Origin of the sequence: Agrobacterium sp. ST15.13.013 (genome assembly GCF_027956525.1) — a bacterium.
Lineage (GTDB): Bacteria > Pseudomonadota > Alphaproteobacteria > Rhizobiales > Rhizobiaceae > Agrobacterium > Agrobacterium salinitolerans.
Genome location: NZ_JAQKGP010000041.1, coordinates 1 through 21,702, shown reverse-complemented (window position 1 = coordinate 21,702; position 21,702 = coordinate 1). Strand labels below are relative to the sequence as shown.

Genomic DNA, 21,702 nt, shown 5'->3' with positions numbered 1-21,702 from the left:
TGAAAGGGTGGTTTTTGTTTGGCGGCGATCGATCGTAATAACAATATCATGATATTGTTATTACGATCGATCGCCGCCAAACAAAAACCACCCTTTCAATCAATGCTCAGCCAGATTCCTGCTAAAATCCTTAGCTTCCGCACTAAACCCGCATAAATCATCCGACCAAGCATAGCAGTCCGCCAGGTAAGCAAATGCATAAATTATATGTTTACTCAGTTATCCATATAAATATATATGTTTTAAACATCCTCATTTTGCGACCGGCAGGAATCCTCTCGGCCCCTCGGCACGCAAAACAATATTCCATCCAAAAAGTATAAATATACAAATATATGTATTGCCGTGGATGTTATAGCAAAAATATTCCCATGACCCCACCACCCGCCTCAGGCGCGCTTCTGAGTGAAGCCTAATAAATCCGTCAAATCAAAAATGCGAAAATATATAATTTGCAAAACGTAGCCGACGAAACATTCGCCTGCCTTCTACGGACATAAGAACATCGGGAAGCTTCAAAGCTTTTCCAGCTTGGCAAGGAAAAAACGATCACTCCAAAGAGCCGTGGATTTAAGCTCGGCTGGACGAAGAAACCGTCGAACATCCCCGGCAGCCTCTTTCCAGTCGATACGTTTGATCGTTTCTGAAAGAGCCGCTTTCAGCCAGGCAGCATCTACATGGACAGTCTCATCTCCTGCCCATGGACCAGCCTGCATCAGCGCATTGCGCAAAAGGTCCAGATTTGGCGAGACGCTGCGGGACACATACCAGGAGAAGTCATACCAATCACGCCCCTTGAGAAAACCACGGCATAGAAGAGCGTGTATCTTGAGCGCAAAATTGGAAGGCAAATCCTGATGGCGGACCTCACAATCAGCCGGAAAATCAAGGTAGGTAGTTTCCTCACCCGATCCCGCAGGCGGATTAACGTCAATCTCAAGTTTGATACGAATTGTCTTGGGTCTACCTCTTCCCGCAAATGACAGATCCAACTGGCTCGCGATTGAGTCATCTTTGATAATAGCCTGACGGATCGCCGTATCCATCCGCACCTTGGGATGTGCCTCCAATTCCAACCCGAACTGGCCGACAACATCCGTCAGAACCTTGAGATAAGGAGACCAGTTGAAACCCGTGTCGGGAGCCCGCAGAAGAAAATCGAGGTCCTCGGAAAAACGCGGCAGGCCATGAAGAATGCGAAGGCTTGTACCACCCTGAAAAAGAGCCACATCGAAAAAATCGCCCCGCCACAAAGCGTAGAGTACGACCTCCTGCAGTATTTCCTTGATGGCATTCTCTTCCTCTATTGCACTCTCCGCCGCGTATTGCCGAAGCTTGTCCCGGATAATCTCAATCATGCCCTGACCTCGACATCATGCAGACACCTGGAAGGCATCAGAGCACCTTCCAGCGCCCGGAGAAAGACATTCGCAGCCTTGTGCTTGTACACCGGCTTCAATGCAGCAAAATCCTTGCGTCGCAATCCGAAAAGGGCATCTTCCTCAATCCTCATACCAATCGTAAGCCATTCAAGCCCGCTCCACTCCACCTTGCGAAGCGCTACCAGATCCATAAGCGCCCGAAGAGGCCTGGCAACGAACGCAATCGAGCCGTTGAGCGGGACACGGTCAACACTCGTCATGAACCGATAATCGTTGATCGCCAGAGGATGATAGCTGAAGGTCCCGAACCCGGGCGTCGAAAAATCCTGGCTTTTGCGTCCAGGTGAAACACTGGCGGTAACAAACACCGCCTCCGGAATCCATCCATGAAACGACAGTGCTGTCTCGAAAGAGATATAGCTGCCCGGCACGAGGTTTTGGGCGACGGCAAACGGATGAACCGGGTCACGTCGATAGCGTCGCGCCAGCACATAACAACCACGCTTCAGGCGGATGAGGGACCCGTCTTTCAAAGCGCGGTTGACAAGGCCATAACGGCGCGCGTCACTGCCGCCCAGCAACTCGGCGAGTTGCCGGTCATTCAGAAAACGATCAGCCAGTCCGGCCGCAGAAATCTGGTCCACCAACGAAGACATAATTCTTGATACTTCCAATTCATGAAAGTTTCAAGAACTTTTATACAAGTCTCGAACCCGTTCCCGGTAGGATGCACGTTCGAGTATCGAGTGCTTTATAGCAAGGATGGCCGGCGCATCGTCGGTTTCGACAACGAACGCGGCAAAGGCGATCATTGCCATCTCGACGGCGACGAGCATCCTTACATGTTCACAACGACCGATGCCCTCCTGTCCGACTTTCGGAAGGAGATAATCAAGAGGAGGAAGAAGCCTTGATTCAAATCAGAGCAGACAGCGAACCTGCCCTCAATGAGGTTTTTGAAAGGGCAACGAACGCCATGCGTTCAGGCAATCCCTCAGAACCCGTGGCAGTCTTCACCTTTTCGTCGCCCGCACAGCTTTTTTCTGTCATCACCCCAAAAAGGTGGGAATTGATTGAACATCTTCAGAAGATCGGTCCATCGAGCATACGCGGACTTGCCCGATCCGTCGAACGTGACGTTAAGCGTGTCCACCAGGACGTGTCCGCATTGTCGGACTGGGGTATATTCGAACAAACCGAAGACGGAAAGGTTCATGTACCCTACGAAGTCATCCACGCGAATTTCGACCTCAGAGCGGCAGCCTGATCAGGGACCGCAACGCAAGCCATCGCCGGGTCAATATGATCGAGGCCCTCAAGATGTCGACGGCGAGGGTTTCCGACGAAGTTCATCGTCCGCCTAACGTGTTCCAGACCCTGCGGGGCTTGATCGATCGCAATCGCCGCCGGACGGCGCACCGGCCAGTTCCTGCTACTCGGCTCGGCTTCCATCGATCTCAAACAATCTGGAGAAACACTGGCTGGCCGCATAGCATATCTTGAAATGCAGCCTGTCGATGGATTGGAAGTGCCGGCAAATGCAATGGACAAACTTTGGCTAAGGGGTGGATTTCCCGATAGTTTCCTTGCTTCCAGCGACAGTGGGAGCACCACTTCCGACCGCATGGCGGGGCTTCCTACTGCGGCTGCGGAACACGGTTTGCGTCCCGGTGCCCAACTTGGAGGCAACCGCTGCACGAACGTTCATGGCGACGGCATCCAGCATGAATGTATAGCGGCTTGCAGCTATAAGAGGAGCCCACACCTTGAACGCCTGTAATTTTGACGCTATATTGCGTCAGTATCTTTGGCTTATCAAAGGAGACGATCATGGCTCTCGCACAATATGCTGACAAAGGGCTGTTCGCGCCAAGAAAAATCGCCGACGTCCTTCATACAACAAGTGACGATATCGCACGCAGTGCCGGGTTGGGCAAAGATTCCGTACAGCGCAAAGAACGCATCAAGTCGGACAAGACCCAACGGCGACTGCGCGAAATGATCGAAGTCATCAACAAGGTGGAGGCCCGTTTCGGATCTGCACTCATGGCATATGCCTGGTATCGTTCAGAGCCTCTCTCAGGCTTTTCTGGCCACACAGCAATGCAGCTCGTCCGAGACGGGCGCGCTCACGAAGTACTCGAGTACATCGACGCGATAGACGCTGGCGTGCATGCCTGACGGCCTGATGCACTACCAGGGTAAACTCTACCGGGCGCTTAATCCCGTTTTCGCTCGTGAGCCGCTCTCCGGGCGAGGTGCCGAGCTTTATGGCGGCAGATTCAATCCAAAAGGCATGCCTGCACTCTACACGTCAGTGACAGTCATCACGGCATTGAAGGAAGCAAATCAGGCGGGCAGCTTACAGCCTACAACTCTTGTCTCCTACGATGCCGACATCACACCGCTGTTTGATACTCGCGATGGCGCCCTGCTTCATGATCATGGTATTGACGGTCAAACTCTCAGCACCCCGACTTGGCGAGACGACATGAATGTGTTCGGTGAAGCCCCCACACAACGTCTTGCCCGGTCTCTGAAAAACGAGGGCTTTTGCGGTTTGATCGTCAGGAGCTTTGCTCCGGGGGCGACTGATATCGACCTGAACGTCGTCCTTTGGACATGGGGAGACACCGTTCCACATCAGTTGATCCTAATCGATGATGAGCAGCGCTTGTCACGCTGAAACCGCTGTGAAATCTCCGTGGGCGGCAAGAATGCGTCTAAAACACCCATTATAATGGGTCAATTAATTGAAAATCCGCCGTAAATGACCCACTGAAATGGGCCAATATACGCAGGCTGACGCTCATGCTGCGAGACGGCGGACATCTAGTCCGGCTCGCCACTGCATCCGTCTACCTCCTTCGGGCTCAATCCGATGCTCTCATATACACGTCACATGACGGTTTATTCCTGTGTCCGCATCGAGCTCGTCTCAAGCCCTCAATAATAAGCAGTCTCAATTATTGCGTTGGTCGGCGGGCGCTCTGGCCTAACTGCCGAGAGGGATACTTAAATAACCTCTGCGAAAGCTGTGACGCATCTAACCGCAGACAACCGACTACCCGACGTGTTTTTTCCCAGTAGTGCCGATCTCAATACGGCCTGTTGTCCTGGGCTCACAATAAATGCCAAGCGCGCGCTTGGTGTTTCTCAGCATGGTTCGGAGGATTTCAGGCTGCTCCTTCAGCTCCGGCTGGGCGATAAGAGTCATGCCACAGCGTTTTGTCGTTTCCGTCACCGTGACCTCAACTGCGCCGAAACTGATGACGTCGCCGATCCAGCCAAATTCTGAAAAGCCGGACATGTCTTCCGTTTCAAGTAGGATGTTGGGACGAAAACGCAGCCGGTCGATAGTGCTTTGTGGTGTCATCCGCTGAAGTTCGCACAACGAGGAGGTAGTCACTAAATGCAGGGGCGATACCGAATAGCGATTTCTGATTTGCGGAACAGAGGGTGCTAGAGGATCCGCAGCGGCGTAACTGCCGATCGCCACTTCAAATCCGAAATGCGCTGACAGCGCCTGCGGCAATTGAGAATCTTCGAGGTATAGCCATCGTCCGTTTGGAAACCCGATACGAACGCCATTCTCATCTATGGCGCTCTTAAGAAAAAGCGCCGGGCGCCAACGAGCGTCTTTTTCCGGCGCCGCGACTACGCCGGACACGGGATCAAAGAGGCCGAAACGCCTATCTCCCGTGATCCCATTCAGACTGATGTCGGCCTCATGGCATATTTCCCCGCCGAGTGAGCTCACTGGGTATCGCCATATTTCCACGATTTTCCCGAATGCCGGCATTGGTCGAATGCGCTCCGTCATCATCACTTCCCGTCTGCTACTGTCAGGCCGTTAAAAGTATCGACGGAAATGCGGTTTTGCTCAGGTCTTCCAAAATGGCCTCCGCAGCGGTCTCGCCCAGTTCCGCTGCGCTTGTTATGCCCTGAACGAACGGATGCTTGTGCAACAAAAAGGGAATGGCCACACAGTAAAGGCGGTTCGACAGCAGGCCCGTATCGAGCGGACGGTAACTTTCGTCCACCGCTATACCACCGGTTCTTCTGACAATTGTGTCGTTCTCTTCAATAGCCAATGGAGTCCCGGACTCCACTGTCATTGCTGGTTTCACAGTCCCGCGCCGCAGCGAAGGGAAAGGCAGGTCCCGGGCGGAGAGGGCAGTCTGGCCAGTGGCATCGATAAAGCTGTCGAATATCTCTTCGGCATCCCTCATCCGCACCCTCGCCCCGCGCGAAAGACCATCAGTATCGATGGAATAATCGTGGCCGAGCCGCATAATCTCGAGCCGGCCGGCATTCCGTAGTGCAAGAAGACGCTTGATCGACAAATGCGGAACTGTCGCATAGTCATCAATGAAGACACTTTTGAACGACTTGTTAAACCGGCCCAGATCCTGTGTGTCCAAATGTGGGATCGCCCGCGCGATAATTTCGTGTGTTATCAAAATGGCGTAGCGCCAGGGTACCGTGACACGTTCCCGGGCATTATGCTCAACCTCCGCAAGGTTCGCTGCTGCCCAGGCGAATGGATCAGTGGCTGACCGGCGCCCATAATAAGCTTCCGCGAAACTATCGACGGTAAGGCTGTTCAAGCCTATCTCAGAGGCGTAGTCGGGATCAGCAGTCGCGATTTCACGGCGAAAAAGTTCAAACACCCTGTCGAGCAAACCAACCGGTCCTCGTCCAATCTCCTGATCCACGGCCTCCTGCGTGCATACATTTGGCATTGAATATGGAAGCGGGCCGTAGAAGTCAGCTTCCGGCAACAACCCCTTGCGCGACATCATCACGGCCGAGAAATTCTCGTGGCCGGTGGCAGCGTGGAACTGCAATATTCCCGCCTCATCATGGATAAATGAACCGCACGATACCGCGACGGTTAACAGGGCATCGATGCCGCTCAGAGACGTTCCCAATATACCAAGCCGACCATGGCAGGCTGCCTTAAGGCCTGCCGCCGGCCATGGAGACGCAAAATAACCGGGTCTCACCTCGGTTTTATCTGGCCAGTTGTGGCCTGTCGCCATCACGACATGGTCAAAAATGGCATCAAAACTGCCATCATTCGTATCGACGCTGACGCGGATCTGATCGATACCGAGAACGATATCCCTGACACAATGGCCGGGGCACACATCGACCTCATGCCCGCGGTTCCTCGCGTCTGTCACAATGGCTGTGAATTGTGTGTGAAAATAATCGCCCAGAACGAGCCGTGGATAGAATTCGCGCTCATTGATTCCAGATCGCACAATGGAGAAGCGGCTCAGATAATCGTCACTCTGGCTGTACAGCCAGTCGATCAGCGACATGGGCATTGGAGGTATTTCAATGCTGGGGATATTGGACAGCATTACCGGATCGTTGGCACCCGGAAGATAGGGCGTCCCCTTTCCGGCCAGCATTTCGGCTTCGTAAACGGTGATGGAGAGTGGTGCGGGAGACTGAACCAGACGCTGAAGTGTGAAAATACCGGTGGGACCTGACCCAATGATGCAAACCCGACTGCCCATACGCACGTACTCCAATGCCATCTATTACAGCAGGTCATAACGGCGAGACGGGCGTCGCGTTCCCGCAGCGTTCCGTTTCGTACGGTCTGTGACAAATATGCCCGTAATCGCGCTTTGCGGACGGCCCGAGGCGCGCGGTAATGAACTGATGGGGTTGCATCGCTGTCTCAGCTGATGCGTCGTCCCACATTGGAGGCTCGTCCCGCGAAGCTCCATCATATTGCAGGTCTGCATAACAAGCAAAAATCCGCCAATTAAACCCCCTCCCTCTGCCAGCAATGGTTTGCTTACAAATTTTATATGTTCTATATCACTACGACATAAATTATATGTTTAATGATATCCTTCCCTGTCTCAAATCAATGGCGCGCGCCGCGATCAATCATTCACTCAAGCCCACAAGTAGTACATAATTCCACCATATAAGTATAAAACCACAATATATGTATATACTGGTCGTATTGTAGTAAAATATTTCAAGCATAAATACCCTTGAAACAAGTTCGCCGTGATCGCTGTCGAACGTTCGAAACCTGTTTTGCCAGATGATGCGATTGTCGAGATCGTTGTGTGGAAGCTGCCCGAACCCGGCAGCCCCCACTTGTCCAAGTATCGAGTGTTTTATGGCAGGGACGGCAGGCGTATCGTCGGTTTCGACAACGAAGGTGGCAAAGGTCATCGTCGGCCTTTAAGCCAGCCGATTACCATTCAAGAACCTGTCGAGTTCAGCGGTCCGAGTTCTGGCTAACTGAACTTCCCCAGCAAACTCAGGCCATCGGTCTACGGCTGCTCTAACCTGTTCTATAACTTCCCGTGCGTCCTGATCAGAAATTGAGGCCCCTTTGGAGACTGCCAGAAGGTGGGACATGCTGGGATTCCTGCCTTCCCCGGCTATTGCCGTGCTGTGCTCTCCACCTGGTCCCGACGAAAAAGTAAGATCGTATGCGGGCGCCAGAGACCAGCGGCCATTCCCGTCCATAAGGAAGGCGTGGTTCTTCGCATGGTCGTCGCGATTTCTGGCATAGACATTGAACACCATGTTTCGGAACATCTTCAGGACTTCCGTAGCGTCGCGGGTCATTATGTGAGTAAGCTTGTGCAGTTGCTCATAGTTCACACTTGCTTCACGATGGCTGGCATTCAGCAGGCCGCTTGCCGTGTGCATGTGGAGCCTGCCCGCAGGGGTCCTGTCAAAACGTTTCGTCGCAAAAAGCCGTCGTCCTTTCCTGGTCTCCAGCAGCAGGGTGTCGGCCATCGTCAGTCCTGCAGCGACCGCCATAAGCGAATAGGCTTTTTCTTCCGGACCGATCTCCCGCGGATCATCGGAACTTGGCGCCTTGACCATCCACCTTTCAAACCCCGGATCCAACGGTTGGCCATAATCCAGAACGCATCTGTTTTCCGCCTGGTTGAAGCCGATCATAATCTTCGGCCGCGCGCCCGCAGATCCACCCTGCGCGCCCTGCAAGCTGTCAATATCAGCCACGTCCATTTCAGCCTGCACCAACTCGACCTGATCAGCGAACCAGTCGAGATCGGTGACGGCCTGAGGCTCCTGGTCGTCTGGCAATTCAGGAACATATGAGAGCGCGCCCATTCCCGTTCTGCCCACTGCCGACAGACGGTCGATCGGGGTAAGCCGGGTATAGTCGATGCCCGCCCGCTGAAGCCGGCGGTCCAGCAACAGCCGACCCCAACCATCCGGCAGGCTGTCGTTGAACAGCCCGTGAAGCCCGTCAAATGGATCGCGAGGCGCCGCAATCAATCCAGTGGAGGCCATCATATGGAATGGTGAAACCAAAAGGGGCGCCGCCAGAAACTCCGCCGCGTACTCGAAATACGCCCGCCGTTCCCTGCCGCTCCAGGCAAGCGTCCCGAGCTTTCTCTCATTCCCTTCGAGCTCCAGATAAACGCTCATCTTCTGGATTGACGTGAACTTCATTTCCGGCGCACACGGTGCTTGAGAGGACGATCAATGACATCATCGATATTCTGTGGCGGCCGACCCGGGAACAGCCGTTCAAATTCCGCCTCCGCCTCAAGAGCAAAGGCAATTTTCACGAGACTCTCGAGAGAAATTTTGCCGGTTTCTTCAAATAGCCTCAGCGATCCGTAGGAGACATTCGATCTCGCAGCCAATTCGCGTTGGGTCAATCCTTGCTGGATCCGCCGGCGCTTCATCCTATCCGCCAGGTCCCGGATAACCTCCACAGGAGAAGACATTTTAAATGCTAACATATTATCATCCACGCGCGAATCAGACTTTTTAATGCCAATATAATAGCAATTAAAATAAATCGCAACTCACCTGCACGCTCAGAAAACTTGGCTTTATGACCCGTTGCGTATTGTAGGACTGCATCATCGCGGCCGTTTTCCACCATCGGTCAGCCGTTAAAAGGAATACGACTTTTCCTTATAACGGCCTTACTAACCGTCGTGCGTTATATGAATTCGCCACAAATGACCTGCCTTCGTCTCTCAAGAATGCTGGCGTCTGCGAAATCCACACCATGGAACAGTGCTTCCGTCGCGGTCGAGATACTGAAGCCTGGCTTGCCAGGCTGCGCCAGAAGCGTGCTGACGGTCTGCGGAACTGTCTCTTCCATGCCAAAAGGCGCATCCGGCCCACCAAGCTTCATTGCCGCCTCATTTGTCGTTACGCTTGCTCTGAGCAGCCGCTGAGGTTAGCCCTTTACCAAACCATTGCAATGGCTCCGACCGGCCCAAAGCGGACGTAGAGCTCCAACCAGGTAGCAGCATCAGCAATCCATGACGTCGCGTTCATTCGATGCGTCGTATTTCCTGAGTTCGCCTCGCATTTTACCGCTCCAGCGGCTGACAAACGCGATCGTGTCGGCTGCCTGCAAATGAGCGCTAAGCGCAGCCTGACCGACCCAACGTTCCGATATCAGCAATCGACCTGATTGTGGATCGTCCACGGCAGCATCATACGTGATGCTTCCCGGACGCTTTCGTGTTGTGGATGCCAGCGCATTCAGTTCTGTCATGAATTTCGCCAGATCGGCTGGATCGACGTGGATGTAGCCGGTTATAATCAGCATGGGATAGCCCCTCCATCAGCGCCCCGACCACCTGTTCACGGCGGCCTGGGCCCTGACTGGTCAAGTGGTGATCAGACGGCGACCAGCACGATCTTGCCCTGGATGCTTTTTTCGGAAGCACGACGATGCGCTGCCGATGCCTCGGCCAGCGGATAAGTGCTGTCGATCACCACCCGTACGGAGCCGTCCTCAAGCAGACGGCCGGCCTCTGCCAATTGCGCGCCGTTCGAGCGCACCTGCGTAGTCGAGACGGTTATCTTCCGCCGGGCGGCTTCGTCATGGCCTGAGAAACCCAGCGGGTTGACGAGAAACAGGGCGCCATACGGCTTAATGCTGGGGAGAAAGCGTTCCATGTTCGCGCCGCCGACGGCATCGAGTACCAAATCAACATCCTTGGTCACGGTTTCGGCAGACGTCTTAGTGTAGTCGATGAAGATATCGGCACCGAGATCATTGAGAAGCGCCTCGTGTTTGCCGGAAGCAACGGCAACCACCTTCGCGCCTTGCCATTTCGCGATCTGGACTGCGAGATGGCCGACGCCGCCGGCGGCACCGTTCACCAGCACTGTCTTGCCCTCGAGCGGAGCCGGGGCATGCGGGAAGGTCTGGAAAGGGTTCGGCGCATCGTGTCCCAGATCGACCAAAAATTGCCAGGCGGTCAGAAGCGACATCGGCGCGCCGGCAGCCTGGATGTGGTCGATCCCGGCGGGCTTCAGCGCCAAGTCCGATGCGGGAACACGAACATATTCGGCATAGGCGCTGCTTCCCGTCATGAGGTCATGCGGGAACCGGACCATCGCATGGACATCGTCGCCGACCTTGAACTGCGACACGTCTTCTCCGACGGCCGCAACCGTGCCGGAAACGTCCGTGCCAAGGATCAGCGGAAAGCTTGGATTGGGCTGCCATTCCTGCGGGAGAGCACGATAACCATCCCGCAGATAGAGATCCGGCGGGTTGAGGCTCGCGGCATGGACGCGAACAAGCACGTCGTCCGCCGAGATTTCCGGTCGGGGTGCATCCTCATAGAGGAGGACATCTGGTCCACCGAATTCGTGCAATCGCACGGCTTTCATCATGTCAGTCATCATGGCCTCGCTTGGATATCGGTTTCGATGACTGAAGATACGATCAACTCCTTCGATTGATAATCATCAGACAATTCGCTTTAATAGTGCCATGAAGGAACAAATCGGAATTGATAGGTTGACGGGGTTGATTGCATTCGCTCGCGCCGGTTCGCTCGGAAGCTACACCGCCGCCGCCCGCTCCTTGTCCATCTCACCCTCGGCGGTCAGCAAAAGCATACAGCGGCTGGAGAAGCAGCTCGGCGTTTCGCTTTTTGCGCGCACGACACGTTCCCTGAAGCTGACGGCCGAGGGCCGCGATCTGCATGAGCGTACGCTGAGGCTGCTGTACGACGCCGAAGAGATCGAGCAGGCGGCCAAAGCGGCGCGCACCGAGCCCGCCGGCACATTGCGGATCGCGGCATCTTTGCCGATCGGCCTGCACGTAATAGCGCCGGTGCTCCCTAAGTTTCGCAGGCTCCATCCGAAGGTTAACATAGATCTGCGTCTGAGCGATCACATGGTTGATCTTAACGAAGGCGGCTTCGATGTAGCGGTCCGCATCGGCGATCTGTCAGACTCGCGCCTGCTTTCCCGCCGCCTTCTGCCGCATCGGCTATGCTGCTATGCCTCGCCCGAATATCTGGCCGGGCGCGGCCCGCCGACCCATCCGGACCAATTAGCAGAGCACGACACTGTCAGCCTGCGCTACCAGAGTAGCGGCCAGCTATTCCGCTGGCCTTTCCGCGTCGGGAACAGGGAGGTCGAGATCGTGCCGTCCTCCGGCATCATCGTAGACGCGAGCGAAGCCGTTCTTGCGACGATCTCGGCGGGTGCCGGCATTGGAATGGCAACGAGTTTCATGGCCAGCCCCTGGGTGAGGCGTGGAGCGCTCGTGCCGGTTCTGGCCGACTATGCGGTGGACCGGCACAATATAACAGCGCTGTGGCCCGAGAGCCGACGGTCGAACCCCGCCGTCCGCGCCTTCCTCAACACCCTAGCAGAGCTGTCGTGACATTGGCAGTGAATGTCTGCTTCTGGCGCGAGGCGGAAGACGCCTGGCGGCCCATTGCGGACATAGTCTGCCTGACTGCAAATCTCGGACGCGCGACTGGAAAAGCCGCGCATATTGCAGTGGTGCTATAACGTCCAGCCACCGTCTATGGTCAGACTGGACCCGGTCATGTACGCCGATGCCGGACTGGCGAGATACGATACCAAGCCTGCGATTTCGGCGGGATCGGCCACCCGCTTGAGCGGACTATTGTTCGCAAGGGCCTCGATCGCGCCAGCGTTCATCGGCGTGTCAGTCGGACCGGGCTGGACGTTGTTGACGGTGATCTGTCGTGGAGCCAGGTCAAGTGCCAGGCCCTTCACCATCGCGGCAACGGCCGCCTTGGTGAACTGGTAGACGGATGCACCGGGCATTCCCGTCCTGATCGCCGTGTTTGAGCCGATCGTGATCACCCTGCCGCCGTCCTTGAGATGAGGCACGACAGCCTGGATCGACAGATAGACGCCGCGGACATTGACGTCGAGCATCATGTCCAGTTCTTCGAGGCTGACTGCGTCGACGGTGTTGATGCGCAATATGCCGGCGTTGACGACGACAGCGTCAAGGTGGCCGAGAATGTCGACCGTCTTTGCTACGGCCGCGTGAATGGCCGCCGGATCAGCGCTGTCCGCATGGATGGCGATCGCCCTGCCACCTGCAGCTTCCATCTTCTCGACTAGGTCGCTGGCGCTGTCCGGACGGGACACATAGGTGAAGGCGGTGTCAAACCCATCCCGAACCAGCCGTTCGACTGCGGCGCGGCCTATACCCCGTGCACCCCCGAAGACGAGGGCGGTTCTGCGTTCATTGGTCGTCATGTCATTCTCCTTTTTTGATAGATCAGTCCATAATTGGGTAAATGGAAACTTTTTGGCTATGAGGGCGCTCTTACGTTGTAAGGCGGCGAGCCGCGAAGCGAGCCATTGCCTTGAGGTCCTCGGCAGTGGCTCCGGCACGCGCAGCCAATTGAATCCCCATCATTGTCATCTGGATGAAGGCTGTTGCCTCCTTTGGGTCGAGGTCCGGATCGACCTCGCCTGAAAGCTGTCCTTCCTTGAGGCGCTCGGCGAGCCGACGGTTGAGAACCGCGCTGGACTTTACCCTGCGATCATTCAGTTCTTCATCGGTGACGCCGAATTCGCCGACGGAGCCAACGCCCATGCATCCGAGCGCCCGTTCGCTATCGTCATCAGCCACGAGCCCCGCCAGCAGGTCCTCGATACCCTTCAGTGGAGACGCCGGATCGCATAGCCGTTTCAGATGACCGGAATTCGTCCGCTGCTGGTATGTGTCGAGCGCCTCGAGATAGAGTGTTCGTTTATCACCGAAAGCCCCGTAGAGGCTTTGTCTGCCGATCCCCATCGCCTCGCGCAGATCATCGGTTGATGTCGCGGCGAAACCCTTCGCCCAAAACACCCTGAATGCCCTATCCAACGCCGCGTCGCGGTCGAACTCTCTCGGTCTTGCCATGGTCAGCAACATATTTATTATGGACTGATCTATCAATAATAAAATGGAGACCTGCGCTGTTACCGCCAAGGATACGTTTGACGGTAGCACGGCCCGAAACTGGCGCTGAATGATCTTGTCGATTTAGCGAGGTCCAGCGTCGCCTTGCAGAAGCTATTCTCTGATCTGCCACCATCATGCAGGATGTCTGCGGAGTGAATCTGAGTTTCAGGTGGTCCGGGGACGTCAACCGTCGTCGAGCGAATGCCACCTATACCGAAGAGTGAGTTCACAATGCGCGGTCCTCCATTATCAATAGGCGAGGAACCTTGTGCGGAAGGTCGTCGGGTGACTCTGCGGCGCGGATAAGGGTCTGGAGAGGGCTAGTGAGGCGTCATGACAGGAGTGGAATCGGTGGCGATTACTGACGACAGGCAGTCGCGAGACGTGATGATTCTGACAGGGGGATCGAGAGGCATCGGAGCGGCAATTGTTCGGCGAGGCGTCGCCGCCGGATATGATGTCTGTTTCAGCTATAGAGACAATGAATCCGCAGCCAAGGCGCTTGTCGAGTCGCTTTCCGGATCAGACCGAAGAGTGCACGCGGTGCGAGGGGATGTCGGGACGCCAGATTTTCCGTCGCAGCTGTTCGCCGAGGCTGTCGAGCACGTGGGAGAACCGACCGCTCTGGTCAACAACGCCGGGATAACCGGCAAAATCGGCCGTTTCGCAGACTTACCCCACTCAGTGCTCTGCCGGACCTTCGACGTCAATGTGACGGGTGCGATGCTCCTGTGCCAATGCGCCATTCGTAACTGGGAACAGAGATCAACACCCGGGAGGATCGTGAACGTCTCCTCCATCGCATCCACACTCGGAGCGCCGTCCGAGTATGTGCATTACGCCGCAAGCAAAGCGGCTATAGAGGCATTCACCGTTGGTCTTGGCAAGGAAGTGGGGAGTTACGGAATAAGGGTCAACGCGGTTGCTCCCGGTACGACGCTTACTGACATCCATGCCGATGGCGGCGACCCAGAGAGGCCCCACCGGGTTGCTTCACGCATACCGCTGGGGAGACCTGCTCAGGCGGACGAAATCGCGGCAGCGGTGCTTTGGTTACTGTCTCCCGAAGCATCCTACATGACGGGTAGCGTGATGAGAGTCGGAGGTGGCCTTTAGAACGCCCGCGTGGATCGTAGTAAGCCGCCAGGTGTTTGCATCTAGCGCGTCAGCAACCTAACGTCTCGTCTCTTGTTGGCGCTTCAGGGTCATGACGGCCGTTGGCCCGATGCGGTCATAGGGCCGAGTTCATGAACCAATCCCGCGCACCGGCCGAGGCGGAAACGCGGCGTTTTCCATCAACTGCATATCATGCGCCTGCCCCAGGATCACCATATGCGGCAACGCGTCGTAGATCGTCAGGCTTTCCAGGGCTCTGTTGCCGCCAAGCGCGACGATCGGTTTGCAACCATAGATCTGCCCGACGGCGAGCTTTCCCAGCTTGACACATGTCGGCTTGAAAAGCTTTTTGACGTCGCCCCGCCGATGGTAAGATTAGTCGCGTCTTACGAAATGTCCGCAAGTGGCCAACGCGTCGTCGCGAAGCGGTCGGCCAGGCCGGATCATAACAAAACTCCAATTTATCCTTGGAATTGCGGAATAAAACTCCATAAATGCAAGGATGATTGAACCAAGACGCATAAGGGCAGCAGCTACACATCCCCAACGGATCCGGAGCGCACAGGTATGCCAATTTGGTTTTTCATCAGAAGACTCACCTCAATTGCAACAACCGGGATATCTCATAACCGCACCGTCATCTAACAGAACGACAGACCCACTTTTGTATCACCGGGCTTGGTCAGTGAATTGAACTGCAAGCTGCCATTCATCCTCATAACGCACTTAAACAATAATAGATAAACTACTGATAAACATTGTTATAATTCTCAAAATATCGGCCACCAAACGCCGAGCGCTGAAGTGACGAAACCTCGACAGCAAACCTGGGTCAGTTGCACCATTCCTCCCCGCTGTTCTTTTGCCTCCACCTACCAGTCACACCAATATCGCAGGGAACCAGCCGGCATCGGCCCGGCTCAACGGTGGATATCCAAACTCAGTCGTGGTTCTTTCCGTGCCCGGCGTCTACGGACAGCTAGGGCCTCTTTTCGGTCTCTCGATCTTTTCACGCTTTCCCGCAACGTTAACCAACCGCCGGAATGTCGGGCACTCCATATGCGAGGGCGCCGGGCAATCTGCCACGTGACGAAGCGTGTCGCGCAGCGCGGTCAGCTCGTGGATCTGCCGGTCGATCGCATCGGCTTTCTGATGAAGAACGGCGCGCGGAAGGTCCGGCAAACCATTCACGCCAAACATGCCGGCAATCTCGTCTAGCGAGAACCCCGCCGATTTGCCCATCGCAACCAGTTTGAGCTGTAACAACACTTCCGGCGGAAACTGCCGGCGCATGCCATGCCGCGAGACCGAGGAAATCAGCCCGGCCTCCTCATAATAACGAAGCGCCGAAGGCTTGATTCCGCTTTGCGCCGCCACCTCTCCAATATCCAGCAATTTCATACTTGACCTCAAGTTGACTTGAAGTGGCAGAATGCTCCCGAACGTTACTCAAATCAAGAGGACAAGGCATTGGAACAGGTAAAATCAATTCGGTCGGGGAGACCGCAAACAGGCATTGCGGCGACGCTTGCACTGGCAATGTTGCTCGCCTCGCTTGGCACCAGTATCGCCAACATTGCAATGCCGTCGCTGGCAGAGGCATTTTTTGCGCCGTTCTCGCAGGTTCAGGCAGTTGTCGTCGGTTATCTCGTCGCATTAACCTGCTCGGTGCTGATCGCTGGCCGGCTTGGCGACCGTTTCGGGCTGAAGCCCATGCTCGTCACCGGGCTGGTCATTTTCGCCCTCTCCTCGCTGCTCTGCGCGATCGCCCCTACGCTATGGCTGCTGATCGGCGCTCGCGCTGTTCAAGGTGTCGGCGCGGCTTTCCTGATGACGCTGCCGATGGCACTGATGCGCCAGACAGCAAACGAGGACCGTGTCGGGCGGGCAATGGGCCTGCTCGGTACTGTTTCGGCGCTGGGAACGGCGCTCGGTCCATCGCTCGGCGGGCTCCTGATCCCGCTGGCAGGCTGGCGCGCCATATTCTGGGTGCAGGTGCCGCTGGCGCTCCTGGCTCTGATCATGGCCATATCGGTACTTCCCGCCGGCACCGGCAGGGGCAAGACCGAGACGGGAAGCCTGTGGTCGGTTATGAACCGCTCTCTGGTCCCGAATCTCATAGTCAACATCCTTGTCGCTGCTGTCATGATGACAACGTTGGTCGTCGGCCCCTTCTATCTCGGCCTCGGCCTCGCGCTGGCCGCGACCGAGGCCGGCTTCGTCATGATGATCGGCCCGGTCATCTCCATGTTGAGCGGCGTGCCCTCCGGCCGGCTGGTAGACAACTGGGGAAGCCGCCGCGTGCTCGCCGTCGGTCTCCTGCTCCTGACCACGGGCACATTGCTTCTGGCGTTCGTGCCAAACATGATCGGAGTTACAGGCTATGCGCTGTCCGTTATCGTACTGACGCCAGGCTATCAGCTCTTTCAGGCCGCCAACAACACAGCGGCCCTTTCGGACGTGCCACATGACCGGCGCGGAACGGTCTCGGGATTACTCGGCTTGTCGCGCAATATCGGCCTGATCGCCGGCGCCTCTGCCATGGGCGCGGTATTTTCCTTCGCCGTCGGGACGGAGGATCTTAACAGTGCGACAACATCCGCCATCGTCACCGGAATGCGCCTCACCTTCTTGCTGTCATGCGCCATGATGGTCGTTGCCATCCTCGTTGCATTTGGATGGCCGAATACACATAGAAAGCCGTCGCCGGTGATGAAGCAAAATCCGGAAGGCTGATCACAGGTGGCGGTATGCCTCGGGCGCCTTGATCCTCCTCGCTCGCTACGACGGTCGTACGCATCAAGGCCGGCTGCGCATAGCCTTTTTCAAAGGACTCAATCACATTACTCCGTCAGCGGTTATCTCTGGGCGGGAAACTCAAGCTTTTTGACATCATAACCCAACTCGCTCACTTTCATCATCATCGTCTCGAGCTTCGCTGGCGAATGGTCGCGTTAAGTCGGTTGCCCAGCCGGATATAGAGCTCAACCGCTCGAAGTCTGTCTGCGTAGGAATACATGAACTACCTCCTTGGTGGTCCAACTTTTCGTCCGCACCCCCGGAAGACAACTTGCAAACACTCAACGACATCTATCTCGCCTACCTCGACTGCCTTAACCGCCAGGACTTCGATGACCTCGGCACCTTCGTCGACGGTACGGTCGAACACAATGGCCGACCCTTCGGGCTGTCGGGCTATCGCGACATGCTGGAAAACGACTTTACCGATATTCCCGATCTTCGGTTCGAGGCAGAAATCCTTGTCAGCGAGGCGACCCGGGTTGCCGCCCGGCTTTCGTTCGATTGCACGCCCAGGGCCACCTTCATGGACCTTCCGGTCAATGGCAGGAGGTTTCAGTTCTGCGAGCACGTGTTCTACGAATTTGAGCACATGAAAATCCGCAGGGTCTGGTCGGTCATCGACAAGGCCGCAATCGAACGTCAACTTGGTTGACGGCCTTGGCCTTGCAAAGACATCGGCGGCCACGCGCCCTGGAAAAGTCACCATAACGAGCGCGATTGCACTGGGCTTCCCGCCGGGCCCGGGCAGCCTTAAATTTATGCAGACAGCTGCTGAGGTCGCGGGCGTTGCACAAAGGTTACATCATATTTCAGGAAAAAAGCATATGAATGATCTCTCACGTAAGGGAGTTCAGAGCCTATGAAGAAAATCGTATCGACTATCGCATTCGTGCTCGCGGCATCGACTGCAATGGCGGCCGATGCCGTATCAGAAGTTCCTGCCGCCCCAGTTGCAGACGTTGCGCCGCTGTTCAGCTGGACCGGGTTTACCGCCGGTGTCCAGGCCGGGTACGGCTGGAACAACAATGACGCTTCGATCGTCGGCCTTCCCGGCGAAACGTCCGCAGACTTCGACGGCGCTCTCGCCGGTGGTTTCGTTGGCTTCAACTATGACCTTGGCAATAGCTGGGTCGTCGGCCTTGAGGCTGACTTCGAAAAGAACTGGGGCGATGATTCAGCCACTATCCTTGGCACCGGCTTTGACTACGGGTTCGACTGGCAGGGGTCGGTTCGTGGCCGCGTCGGCTACGCATTTGACCGTGCTCTGGTGTATGGTACTGCAGGCTGGGCGTATGCTCGCGGCTACGCGGAAGTTCCGGGCATTGCCGACGTGAAGGAAACATTCAACGGCTACACTGTCGGCGTTGGTCTCGACTACGCGTTTACCGACATGGTGTTCGGACGCGTTGAGTATCGTTACACCGACTTCGGCGACAAGGATTTCGATTTCGGTGGCGCTGCAATCAACGCGGATGTCGACCAGCATGCAATCCGTGTCGGCCTCGGCGTAAAGTTCTGATCCACCCGGACAGCAACAGCAAAAGCCCGGCCGTTGTGCCGGGCTTTTTCCTGTCCCTTTCCAAAAGGCCGGAAGCAAAAAACCGGCGGTAGACAAGTGCTGACAGCCTGTTTACCCGGCGTAGTCGCAGCACAACCACTGAACATGCCGACCAGGACCGGACGCGGACGGACACGCTCCTTCTTCCGCCACCAAACGCTCAGCCAGTCTCATCCATGATTTCCCCTTTGAGCAAATCCTCAAGCAGTTGACGATCGGCGCCACGCGGCGCCATCCGCGGCAGCTGACGCCGCAGCAAGTCCCGCAGCATCTGCGCACCCGTTCCGTCCGCCGGTTTTTGCAGTTGGTTGCGCATCCATATGCCAAGCAGCATTTTCAGCAGCACCTAAAGTTGCCGTTCCTGCGCGGCCAGCCCAAGCGGTCTAATACGGATCATGCAGCGTACCAGACAGCTGTTGAAAGCCGGACCGGCAGGCTAGGTGTCATGCGCGTATCGTATTCCATGTCGATACTTGATATCGAATAAAGCATTAAACCTACAATATTATATATTTTACCACATCAAATTGCGGTTGCGCCTCCGGAAGCAACTGATGCCGACCTCAGCGTCGTCCTTCTGGCCGTCGTGAGATACCCTCCATATCAGCCAATCTTAATCGACGATGAGCAGCACTTATTACGCTGAATCCGCCGTTGAAATCTCCGCGGCCGACATGAATGCGAATGAAAAATCCATTTGGTCGATTAAATGAAAAACCGCCGCAAATGCCCCACTATAAGGAGCAAGATTAGAACCCGCTTCGGCACCTGGCTGTCATTGGCCGCTTTCACCCCCGCCCATTCGAACGTCACGTTCGAGCTTTTCGATATGTTCATCGCAAACGGCCTTTACCAGCTCGAGCAGATGTGAGGTGCGCTCACCGAGCCAGACCAGCGCCTCTTCGCTGGTCTCGAAATGTTTCGAATATCGAGCCTTCACATAGGCTTCATTGATCCTGTTAAACCAGGCTCGTTGACGATGTTGATCTCGCGGAAACGCTTCCGCCAATCGCAGATCCTGTTCCTCCGCAAGAGAGCGTAGGAACTTGATGTTATGAGTGGCGGGCCCATAATTGGTCAGGGTCAGGATGACACAGGAATATGCTTGCTCAATGCACTGATGCAATTCGAAAGCGCCAAGCCGAAGGTCGTTTTCACTAATACAGAAACGGGCGACTTTCATGAACGAGAGAGCAAGCCCGAGTCTCTCATTATAGTGTTCCCTCGCCACAGTCAGCCGCTCGGCTACCGTCAACAGCTTCGGCTCAGCGAGCGGCTCGTCATCAAGCTCATAGAGAACGATGCCTTCCTTGCGGATATCCGAGAAGAAATAGTGGCCCTTCTTAAGCTCCGTGTTCACCTCGCGCAGAGAATGCACGATGAACTGCGTCGGCGTTTCAATGAAGCTGTCACGGATGATCCGGTCGGCCGCCTTGTACCAGTAGGTCGCATGATCCGTCAGCTTGCGATTGTTGACGATCACCAGCAAATCGAAATCCGAACGATAGCCCTTCATCGTATGCGGCTCATCGACAAAGGTGCCGCGGGCATAGGAGCCGAACAGGATGATTCTAAGAATGCGTCCGCGCTTCTTGAAGTCAGCGGTGCCTTCACCCAAGGCATCCTCGAACTCCTCGTGCAGGATCTCCAGCGCACGGGCAAGCTCTTGCTGCTTTCTGTGCGGGATATGATCAAGGGAGGATTTCATCATGGGAACAGGGTCTGGCTGGCTTCCGATTGTCGCGCCGGTCTGATCGCGCTTGTGGTATCCATGGACCTTATACGCTTCGCCACATTCATCAAATGGCAAAAGTGCCCGTCGATTTTTCGAGGCAGATTAACGGCTGGCAGCCAGAACCATCAATTGCGCTATGGGGCAACAGGGGAAACGTCTCGAAGACGACGTGAAGAGTGCGATCAGGTCTGTCAGCAACAGCCGCGACCAGCTCGATCGCAAAGGCTGAATGGCCTCTGTTTCAAACCCAGGGAAAGCCGCCTGCCGTCGTCACCGCGGTTCACGTTTTTGGCGCCGGGAGTAACGCGCCTTTGATCGCATTCAGACCGGTTCCCATTCGCGCCTTCGCAACAAGAGGCACGCCTCTCCTGCCGCTCACTTCGGCGCAATTTGGTAGCGCGTTCCCGTCAGGACAGGCTGGATCACCGCGCACCATCCTTCGTCGCCCCGGCAAGCCGTTGAAGACGAGGTTTGAATTCCGGGCCTATCGTTCTCCCGTGGCGCCGAAAAGAGCTGGTTGGCCTGACATAGATGGTCCGATGAAGATGCCGGGCTGCCTTCGTTTTCTACGTCCCGTCAGACCGGGTCGAACATCTCCCTGAATTCCGGATCGCTAAAGTAGGCAAGTTTCTCTGCAAAAATTGGCCGTTGTCCGGCAAGGAACAGCAGTTGCCCGTGCCCCGGCAGATTGCGCACCTCATCAGGGGTGAGTAGCGGCCGGCCGGTATGCTGTTGGCTAAAGGAAATCCCGGTCCTATCGGAATCGAGGGCTCTCGCCATCGTCTGGAACACGACTGTTTCCTGCCCGAGCAAATCAGAGATGAGGCGCGCGCTGTCATGATCGTTGATGCCAAAAACCTGCAGCACGCCGGCGTTTGAC

25 protein-coding genes and 1 pseudogene are annotated in these 21,702 nt (G+C 55.9%); 10 read left to right on the top strand and 16 right to left on the bottom strand.

Annotated features, from left to right (window positions below; genetic code table 11):
* Window positions 1-515 precede the first annotated feature (515 nt).
* Complete coding sequence (locus tag PL597_RS24855; RefSeq protein WP_149148035.1) at window positions 516-1,358, bottom strand: nucleotidyl transferase AbiEii/AbiGii toxin family protein; 843 nt, start codon at window positions 1,356-1,358, stop codon at window positions 516-518.
* Window positions 1,355-2,038 (bottom strand): type IV toxin-antitoxin system AbiEi family antitoxin domain-containing protein, encoded by a 684-nt coding sequence (locus PL597_RS24850; protein WP_149148494.1) that lies wholly within the window; start codon window positions 2,036-2,038, stop codon window positions 1,355-1,357. Before PL597_RS24850 ends, PL597_RS24855 begins: the two co-directional genes overlap by 4 nt.
* Before the next feature lie 21 nt (window positions 2,039-2,059).
* Between PL597_RS24850 and PL597_RS24845 the strand changes: the two genes are divergently transcribed.
* The 4 genes from PL597_RS24845 to PL597_RS24830 all read left to right on the top strand — a co-directional run bounded on the left by PL597_RS24845 (window position 2,060) and on the right by PL597_RS24830 (window position 4,068).
* Complete coding sequence (locus PL597_RS24845; protein ID WP_271366541.1) at window positions 2,060-2,296, top strand: toxin-antitoxin system TumE family protein; 237 nt, start codon at window positions 2,060-2,062, stop codon at window positions 2,294-2,296.
* On the top strand, window positions 2,293-2,649 hold the full coding sequence (locus PL597_RS24840) for an HVO_A0114 family putative DNA-binding protein (RefSeq protein ID WP_271366540.1): 357 nt from the start codon (window positions 2,293-2,295) through the stop codon (window positions 2,647-2,649). The genes PL597_RS24845 and PL597_RS24840 overlap by 4 nt, the downstream gene beginning before the upstream one ends.
* A 563-nt stretch (window positions 2,650-3,212) precedes the next feature.
* On the top strand, window positions 3,213-3,563 hold the full coding sequence (locus PL597_RS24835; protein WP_103466536.1) for an MbcA/ParS/Xre antitoxin family protein: 351 nt from the start codon (window positions 3,213-3,215) through the stop codon (window positions 3,561-3,563).
* Window positions 3,564-3,570: 7 nt separating this feature from the next.
* Window positions 3,571-4,068, top strand: coding sequence for an RES family NAD+ phosphorylase (locus PL597_RS24830; protein WP_137412438.1), 498 nt, complete (start codon window positions 3,571-3,573; stop codon window positions 4,066-4,068).
* 378 nt (window positions 4,069-4,446) lie between these two features.
* Here the strand turns inward: PL597_RS24830 and PL597_RS24825 are convergent, their stop codons facing one another.
* Window positions 4,447-5,205, bottom strand: a complete 759-nt coding sequence (locus PL597_RS24825; protein ID WP_271366539.1) for an MOSC domain-containing protein — start codon at window positions 5,203-5,205, stop codon at window positions 4,447-4,449.
* Window positions 5,206-5,227: 22 nt separating this feature from the next.
* Window positions 5,228-6,913: an FAD/NAD(P)-binding protein gene (locus tag PL597_RS24820; protein ID WP_271366538.1), complete on the bottom strand. Its 1,686-nt coding sequence runs from the start codon at window positions 6,911-6,913 to the stop codon at window positions 5,228-5,230.
* 508 nt (window positions 6,914-7,421) lie between these two features.
* Between PL597_RS24820 and PL597_RS24815 the strand changes: the two genes are divergently transcribed.
* Window positions 7,422-7,661: a toxin-antitoxin system TumE family protein gene (locus PL597_RS24815; RefSeq protein ID WP_333781951.1), complete on the top strand. Its 240-nt coding sequence runs from the start codon at window positions 7,422-7,424 to the stop codon at window positions 7,659-7,661.
* On the opposite strand, the gene PL597_RS24810 is transcribed toward PL597_RS24815, so the two are convergent.
* The 5 genes from PL597_RS24810 to PL597_RS24790 form a co-directional block, all read right to left on the bottom strand.
* Window positions 7,602-8,855, bottom strand: coding sequence for a type II toxin-antitoxin system HipA family toxin (locus PL597_RS24810; protein WP_271366536.1), 1,254 nt, complete (start codon window positions 8,853-8,855; stop codon window positions 7,602-7,604). The genes PL597_RS24815 and PL597_RS24810 overlap by 60 nt on opposite strands.
* Window positions 8,852-9,151 carry a helix-turn-helix domain-containing protein gene (locus PL597_RS24805; protein WP_246669689.1) on the bottom strand — a complete coding sequence of 100 codons (300 nt, stop codon included), beginning with the start codon at window positions 9,149-9,151 and terminating at the stop codon, window positions 8,852-8,854. The genes PL597_RS24810 and PL597_RS24805 overlap by 4 nt, the downstream gene beginning before the upstream one ends.
* A gap of 206 nt (window positions 9,152-9,357) precedes the next feature.
* The gene (locus tag PL597_RS24800; RefSeq protein WP_137412424.1) at window positions 9,358-9,555 is read right to left on the bottom strand and encodes a hypothetical protein; all 198 of its coding nucleotides are present in this window, start codon (window positions 9,553-9,555) and stop codon (window positions 9,358-9,360) included.
* Between the two features lie 120 nt (window positions 9,556-9,675).
* Window positions 9,676-9,978, bottom strand: coding sequence for a putative quinol monooxygenase (locus tag PL597_RS24795; protein ID WP_271366534.1), 303 nt, complete (start codon window positions 9,976-9,978; stop codon window positions 9,676-9,678).
* A gap of 71 nt (window positions 9,979-10,049) precedes the next feature.
* Window positions 10,050-11,066, bottom strand: a complete 1,017-nt coding sequence (locus PL597_RS24790) for an NADP-dependent oxidoreductase (RefSeq protein ID WP_271366533.1) — start codon at window positions 11,064-11,066, stop codon at window positions 10,050-10,052.
* A 91-nt stretch (window positions 11,067-11,157) separates the two neighbouring features.
* On the opposite strand from PL597_RS24790, the gene PL597_RS24785 reads away from it, so the two are divergent.
* A complete protein-coding gene (locus PL597_RS24785) occupies window positions 11,158-12,060 on the top strand; it encodes a LysR family transcriptional regulator (protein ID WP_217005443.1) in 903 nt (300 codons plus the stop codon).
* A 125-nt stretch (window positions 12,061-12,185) separates the two neighbouring features.
* Here the strand turns inward: PL597_RS24785 and PL597_RS24780 are convergent, their stop codons facing one another.
* The gene (locus PL597_RS24780) at window positions 12,186-12,917 is read right to left on the bottom strand and encodes an SDR family NAD(P)-dependent oxidoreductase (RefSeq protein ID WP_271366528.1); all 732 of its coding nucleotides are present in this window, start codon (window positions 12,915-12,917) and stop codon (window positions 12,186-12,188) included.
* A gap of 70 nt (window positions 12,918-12,987) precedes the next feature.
* Window positions 12,988-13,581: a TetR/AcrR family transcriptional regulator gene (locus PL597_RS24775; protein WP_271366526.1), complete on the bottom strand. Its 594-nt coding sequence runs from the start codon at window positions 13,579-13,581 to the stop codon at window positions 12,988-12,990.
* Between the two features lie 381 nt (window positions 13,582-13,962).
* Here PL597_RS24775 and PL597_RS24770 point away from each other — a divergent pair, with 381 nt between their 5' ends.
* On the top strand, window positions 13,963-14,727 hold the full coding sequence (locus PL597_RS24770) for an SDR family NAD(P)-dependent oxidoreductase (RefSeq protein ID WP_271366524.1): 765 nt from the start codon (window positions 13,963-13,965) through the stop codon (window positions 14,725-14,727).
* A 129-nt stretch (window positions 14,728-14,856) separates the two neighbouring features.
* Here the strand turns inward: PL597_RS24770 and PL597_RS24765 are convergent.
* Window positions 14,857-15,063, bottom strand: a pseudogene (locus tag PL597_RS24765) (T6SS immunity protein Tdi1 domain-containing protein); the annotation flags it as partial.
* Window positions 15,064-15,696: 633 nt separating this feature from the next.
* A complete protein-coding gene (locus tag PL597_RS24760) occupies window positions 15,697-16,128 on the bottom strand; it encodes a helix-turn-helix domain-containing protein (RefSeq protein ID WP_137412412.1) in 432 nt (143 codons plus the stop codon).
* A gap of 69 nt (window positions 16,129-16,197) precedes the next feature.
* Between PL597_RS24760 and PL597_RS24755 the strand changes: the two genes are divergently transcribed.
* From PL597_RS24755 to PL597_RS24745, 3 genes are all read left to right on the top strand, one after another.
* Window positions 16,198-17,463, top strand: coding sequence for an MFS transporter (locus PL597_RS24755; protein WP_271366523.1), 1,266 nt, complete (start codon window positions 16,198-16,200; stop codon window positions 17,461-17,463).
* A gap of 334 nt (window positions 17,464-17,797) precedes the next feature.
* Window positions 17,798-18,181, top strand: coding sequence for an ester cyclase (locus tag PL597_RS24750; protein ID WP_149148046.1), 384 nt, complete (start codon window positions 17,798-17,800; stop codon window positions 18,179-18,181).
* A 207-nt stretch (window positions 18,182-18,388) separates the two neighbouring features.
* Window positions 18,389-19,048, top strand: a complete 660-nt coding sequence (locus PL597_RS24745) for an outer membrane protein (protein WP_137412410.1) — start codon at window positions 18,389-18,391, stop codon at window positions 19,046-19,048.
* Between the two features lie 199 nt (window positions 19,049-19,247).
* Here PL597_RS24745 and PL597_RS24740 read toward each other — a convergent pair whose 3' ends face one another.
* The 3 genes from PL597_RS24740 to PL597_RS24730 form a co-directional block, all read right to left on the bottom strand.
* Window positions 19,248-19,433: a hypothetical protein gene (locus PL597_RS24740; protein ID WP_191218699.1), complete on the bottom strand. Its 186-nt coding sequence runs from the start codon at window positions 19,431-19,433 to the stop codon at window positions 19,248-19,250.
* A gap of 429 nt (window positions 19,434-19,862) precedes the next feature.
* On the bottom strand, window positions 19,863-20,798 hold the full coding sequence (locus PL597_RS24735; protein ID WP_271366521.1) for a nucleotidyltransferase and HEPN domain-containing protein: 936 nt from the start codon (window positions 20,796-20,798) through the stop codon (window positions 19,863-19,865).
* Between the two features lie 600 nt (window positions 20,799-21,398).
* On the bottom strand, window positions 21,399-21,702 hold a 304-nt coding region (locus tag PL597_RS24730; RefSeq protein ID WP_271366520.1), incomplete at its 5' end, for a type IV secretory system conjugative DNA transfer family protein.

Bases quoted from the DNA above. Each gene is read 5' to 3' on its own strand.
- PL597_RS24745 (WP_137412410.1), top strand. From the start codon at position 18,389: ATGAAGAAAATCGTATCGACTATCGCATTCGTGCTCGCGGCATCGACT.
- PL597_RS24785 (WP_217005443.1), top strand. From the start codon at position 11,158: ATGAAGGAACAAATCGGAATTGATAGGTTGACGGGGTTGATTGCATTC.
- PL597_RS24850 (WP_149148494.1), bottom strand. From the start codon at position 2,038: ATGTCTTCGTTGGTGGACCAGATTTCTGCGGCCGGACTGGCTGATCGT.
- PL597_RS24735 (WP_271366521.1), bottom strand. From the start codon at position 20,798: ATGATGAAATCCTCCCTTGATCATATCCCGCACAGAAAGCAGCAAGAG.
- PL597_RS24780 (WP_271366528.1), bottom strand. From the start codon at position 12,917: ATGACGACCAATGAACGCAGAACCGCCCTCGTCTTCGGGGGTGCACGG.
- PL597_RS24805 (WP_246669689.1), bottom strand. From the start codon at position 9,151: ATGTTAGCATTTAAAATGTCTTCTCCTGTGGAGGTTATCCGGGACCTG.
- PL597_RS24795 (WP_271366534.1), bottom strand. From the start codon at position 9,978: ATGCTGATTATAACCGGCTACATCCACGTCGATCCAGCCGATCTGGCG.
- PL597_RS24820 (WP_271366538.1), bottom strand. From the start codon at position 6,913: ATGGGCAGTCGGGTTTGCATCATTGGGTCAGGTCCCACCGGTATTTTC.
- PL597_RS24810 (WP_271366536.1), bottom strand. From the start codon at position 8,855: ATGAAGTTCACGTCAATCCAGAAGATGAGCGTTTATCTGGAGCTCGAA.
- PL597_RS24845 (WP_271366541.1), top strand. From the start codon at position 2,060: ATGAAAGTTTCAAGAACTTTTATACAAGTCTCGAACCCGTTCCCGGTA.
- PL597_RS24855 (WP_149148035.1), bottom strand. From the start codon at position 1,358: ATGATTGAGATTATCCGGGACAAGCTTCGGCAATACGCGGCGGAGAGT.
- PL597_RS24775 (WP_271366526.1), bottom strand. From the start codon at position 13,581: ATGTTGCTGACCATGGCAAGACCGAGAGAGTTCGACCGCGACGCGGCG.
- PL597_RS24835 (WP_103466536.1), top strand. From the start codon at position 3,213: ATGGCTCTCGCACAATATGCTGACAAAGGGCTGTTCGCGCCAAGAAAA.
- PL597_RS24790 (WP_271366533.1), bottom strand. From the start codon at position 11,066: ATGACTGACATGATGAAAGCCGTGCGATTGCACGAATTCGGTGGACCA.
- PL597_RS24825 (WP_271366539.1), bottom strand. From the start codon at position 5,205: ATGACGGAGCGCATTCGACCAATGCCGGCATTCGGGAAAATCGTGGAA.
- PL597_RS24830 (WP_137412438.1), top strand. From the start codon at position 3,571: ATGCACTACCAGGGTAAACTCTACCGGGCGCTTAATCCCGTTTTCGCT.
- PL597_RS24800 (WP_137412424.1), bottom strand. From the start codon at position 9,555: ATGAAGCTTGGTGGGCCGGATGCGCCTTTTGGCATGGAAGAGACAGTT.
- PL597_RS24760 (WP_137412412.1), bottom strand. From the start codon at position 16,128: ATGAAATTGCTGGATATTGGAGAGGTGGCGGCGCAAAGCGGAATCAAG.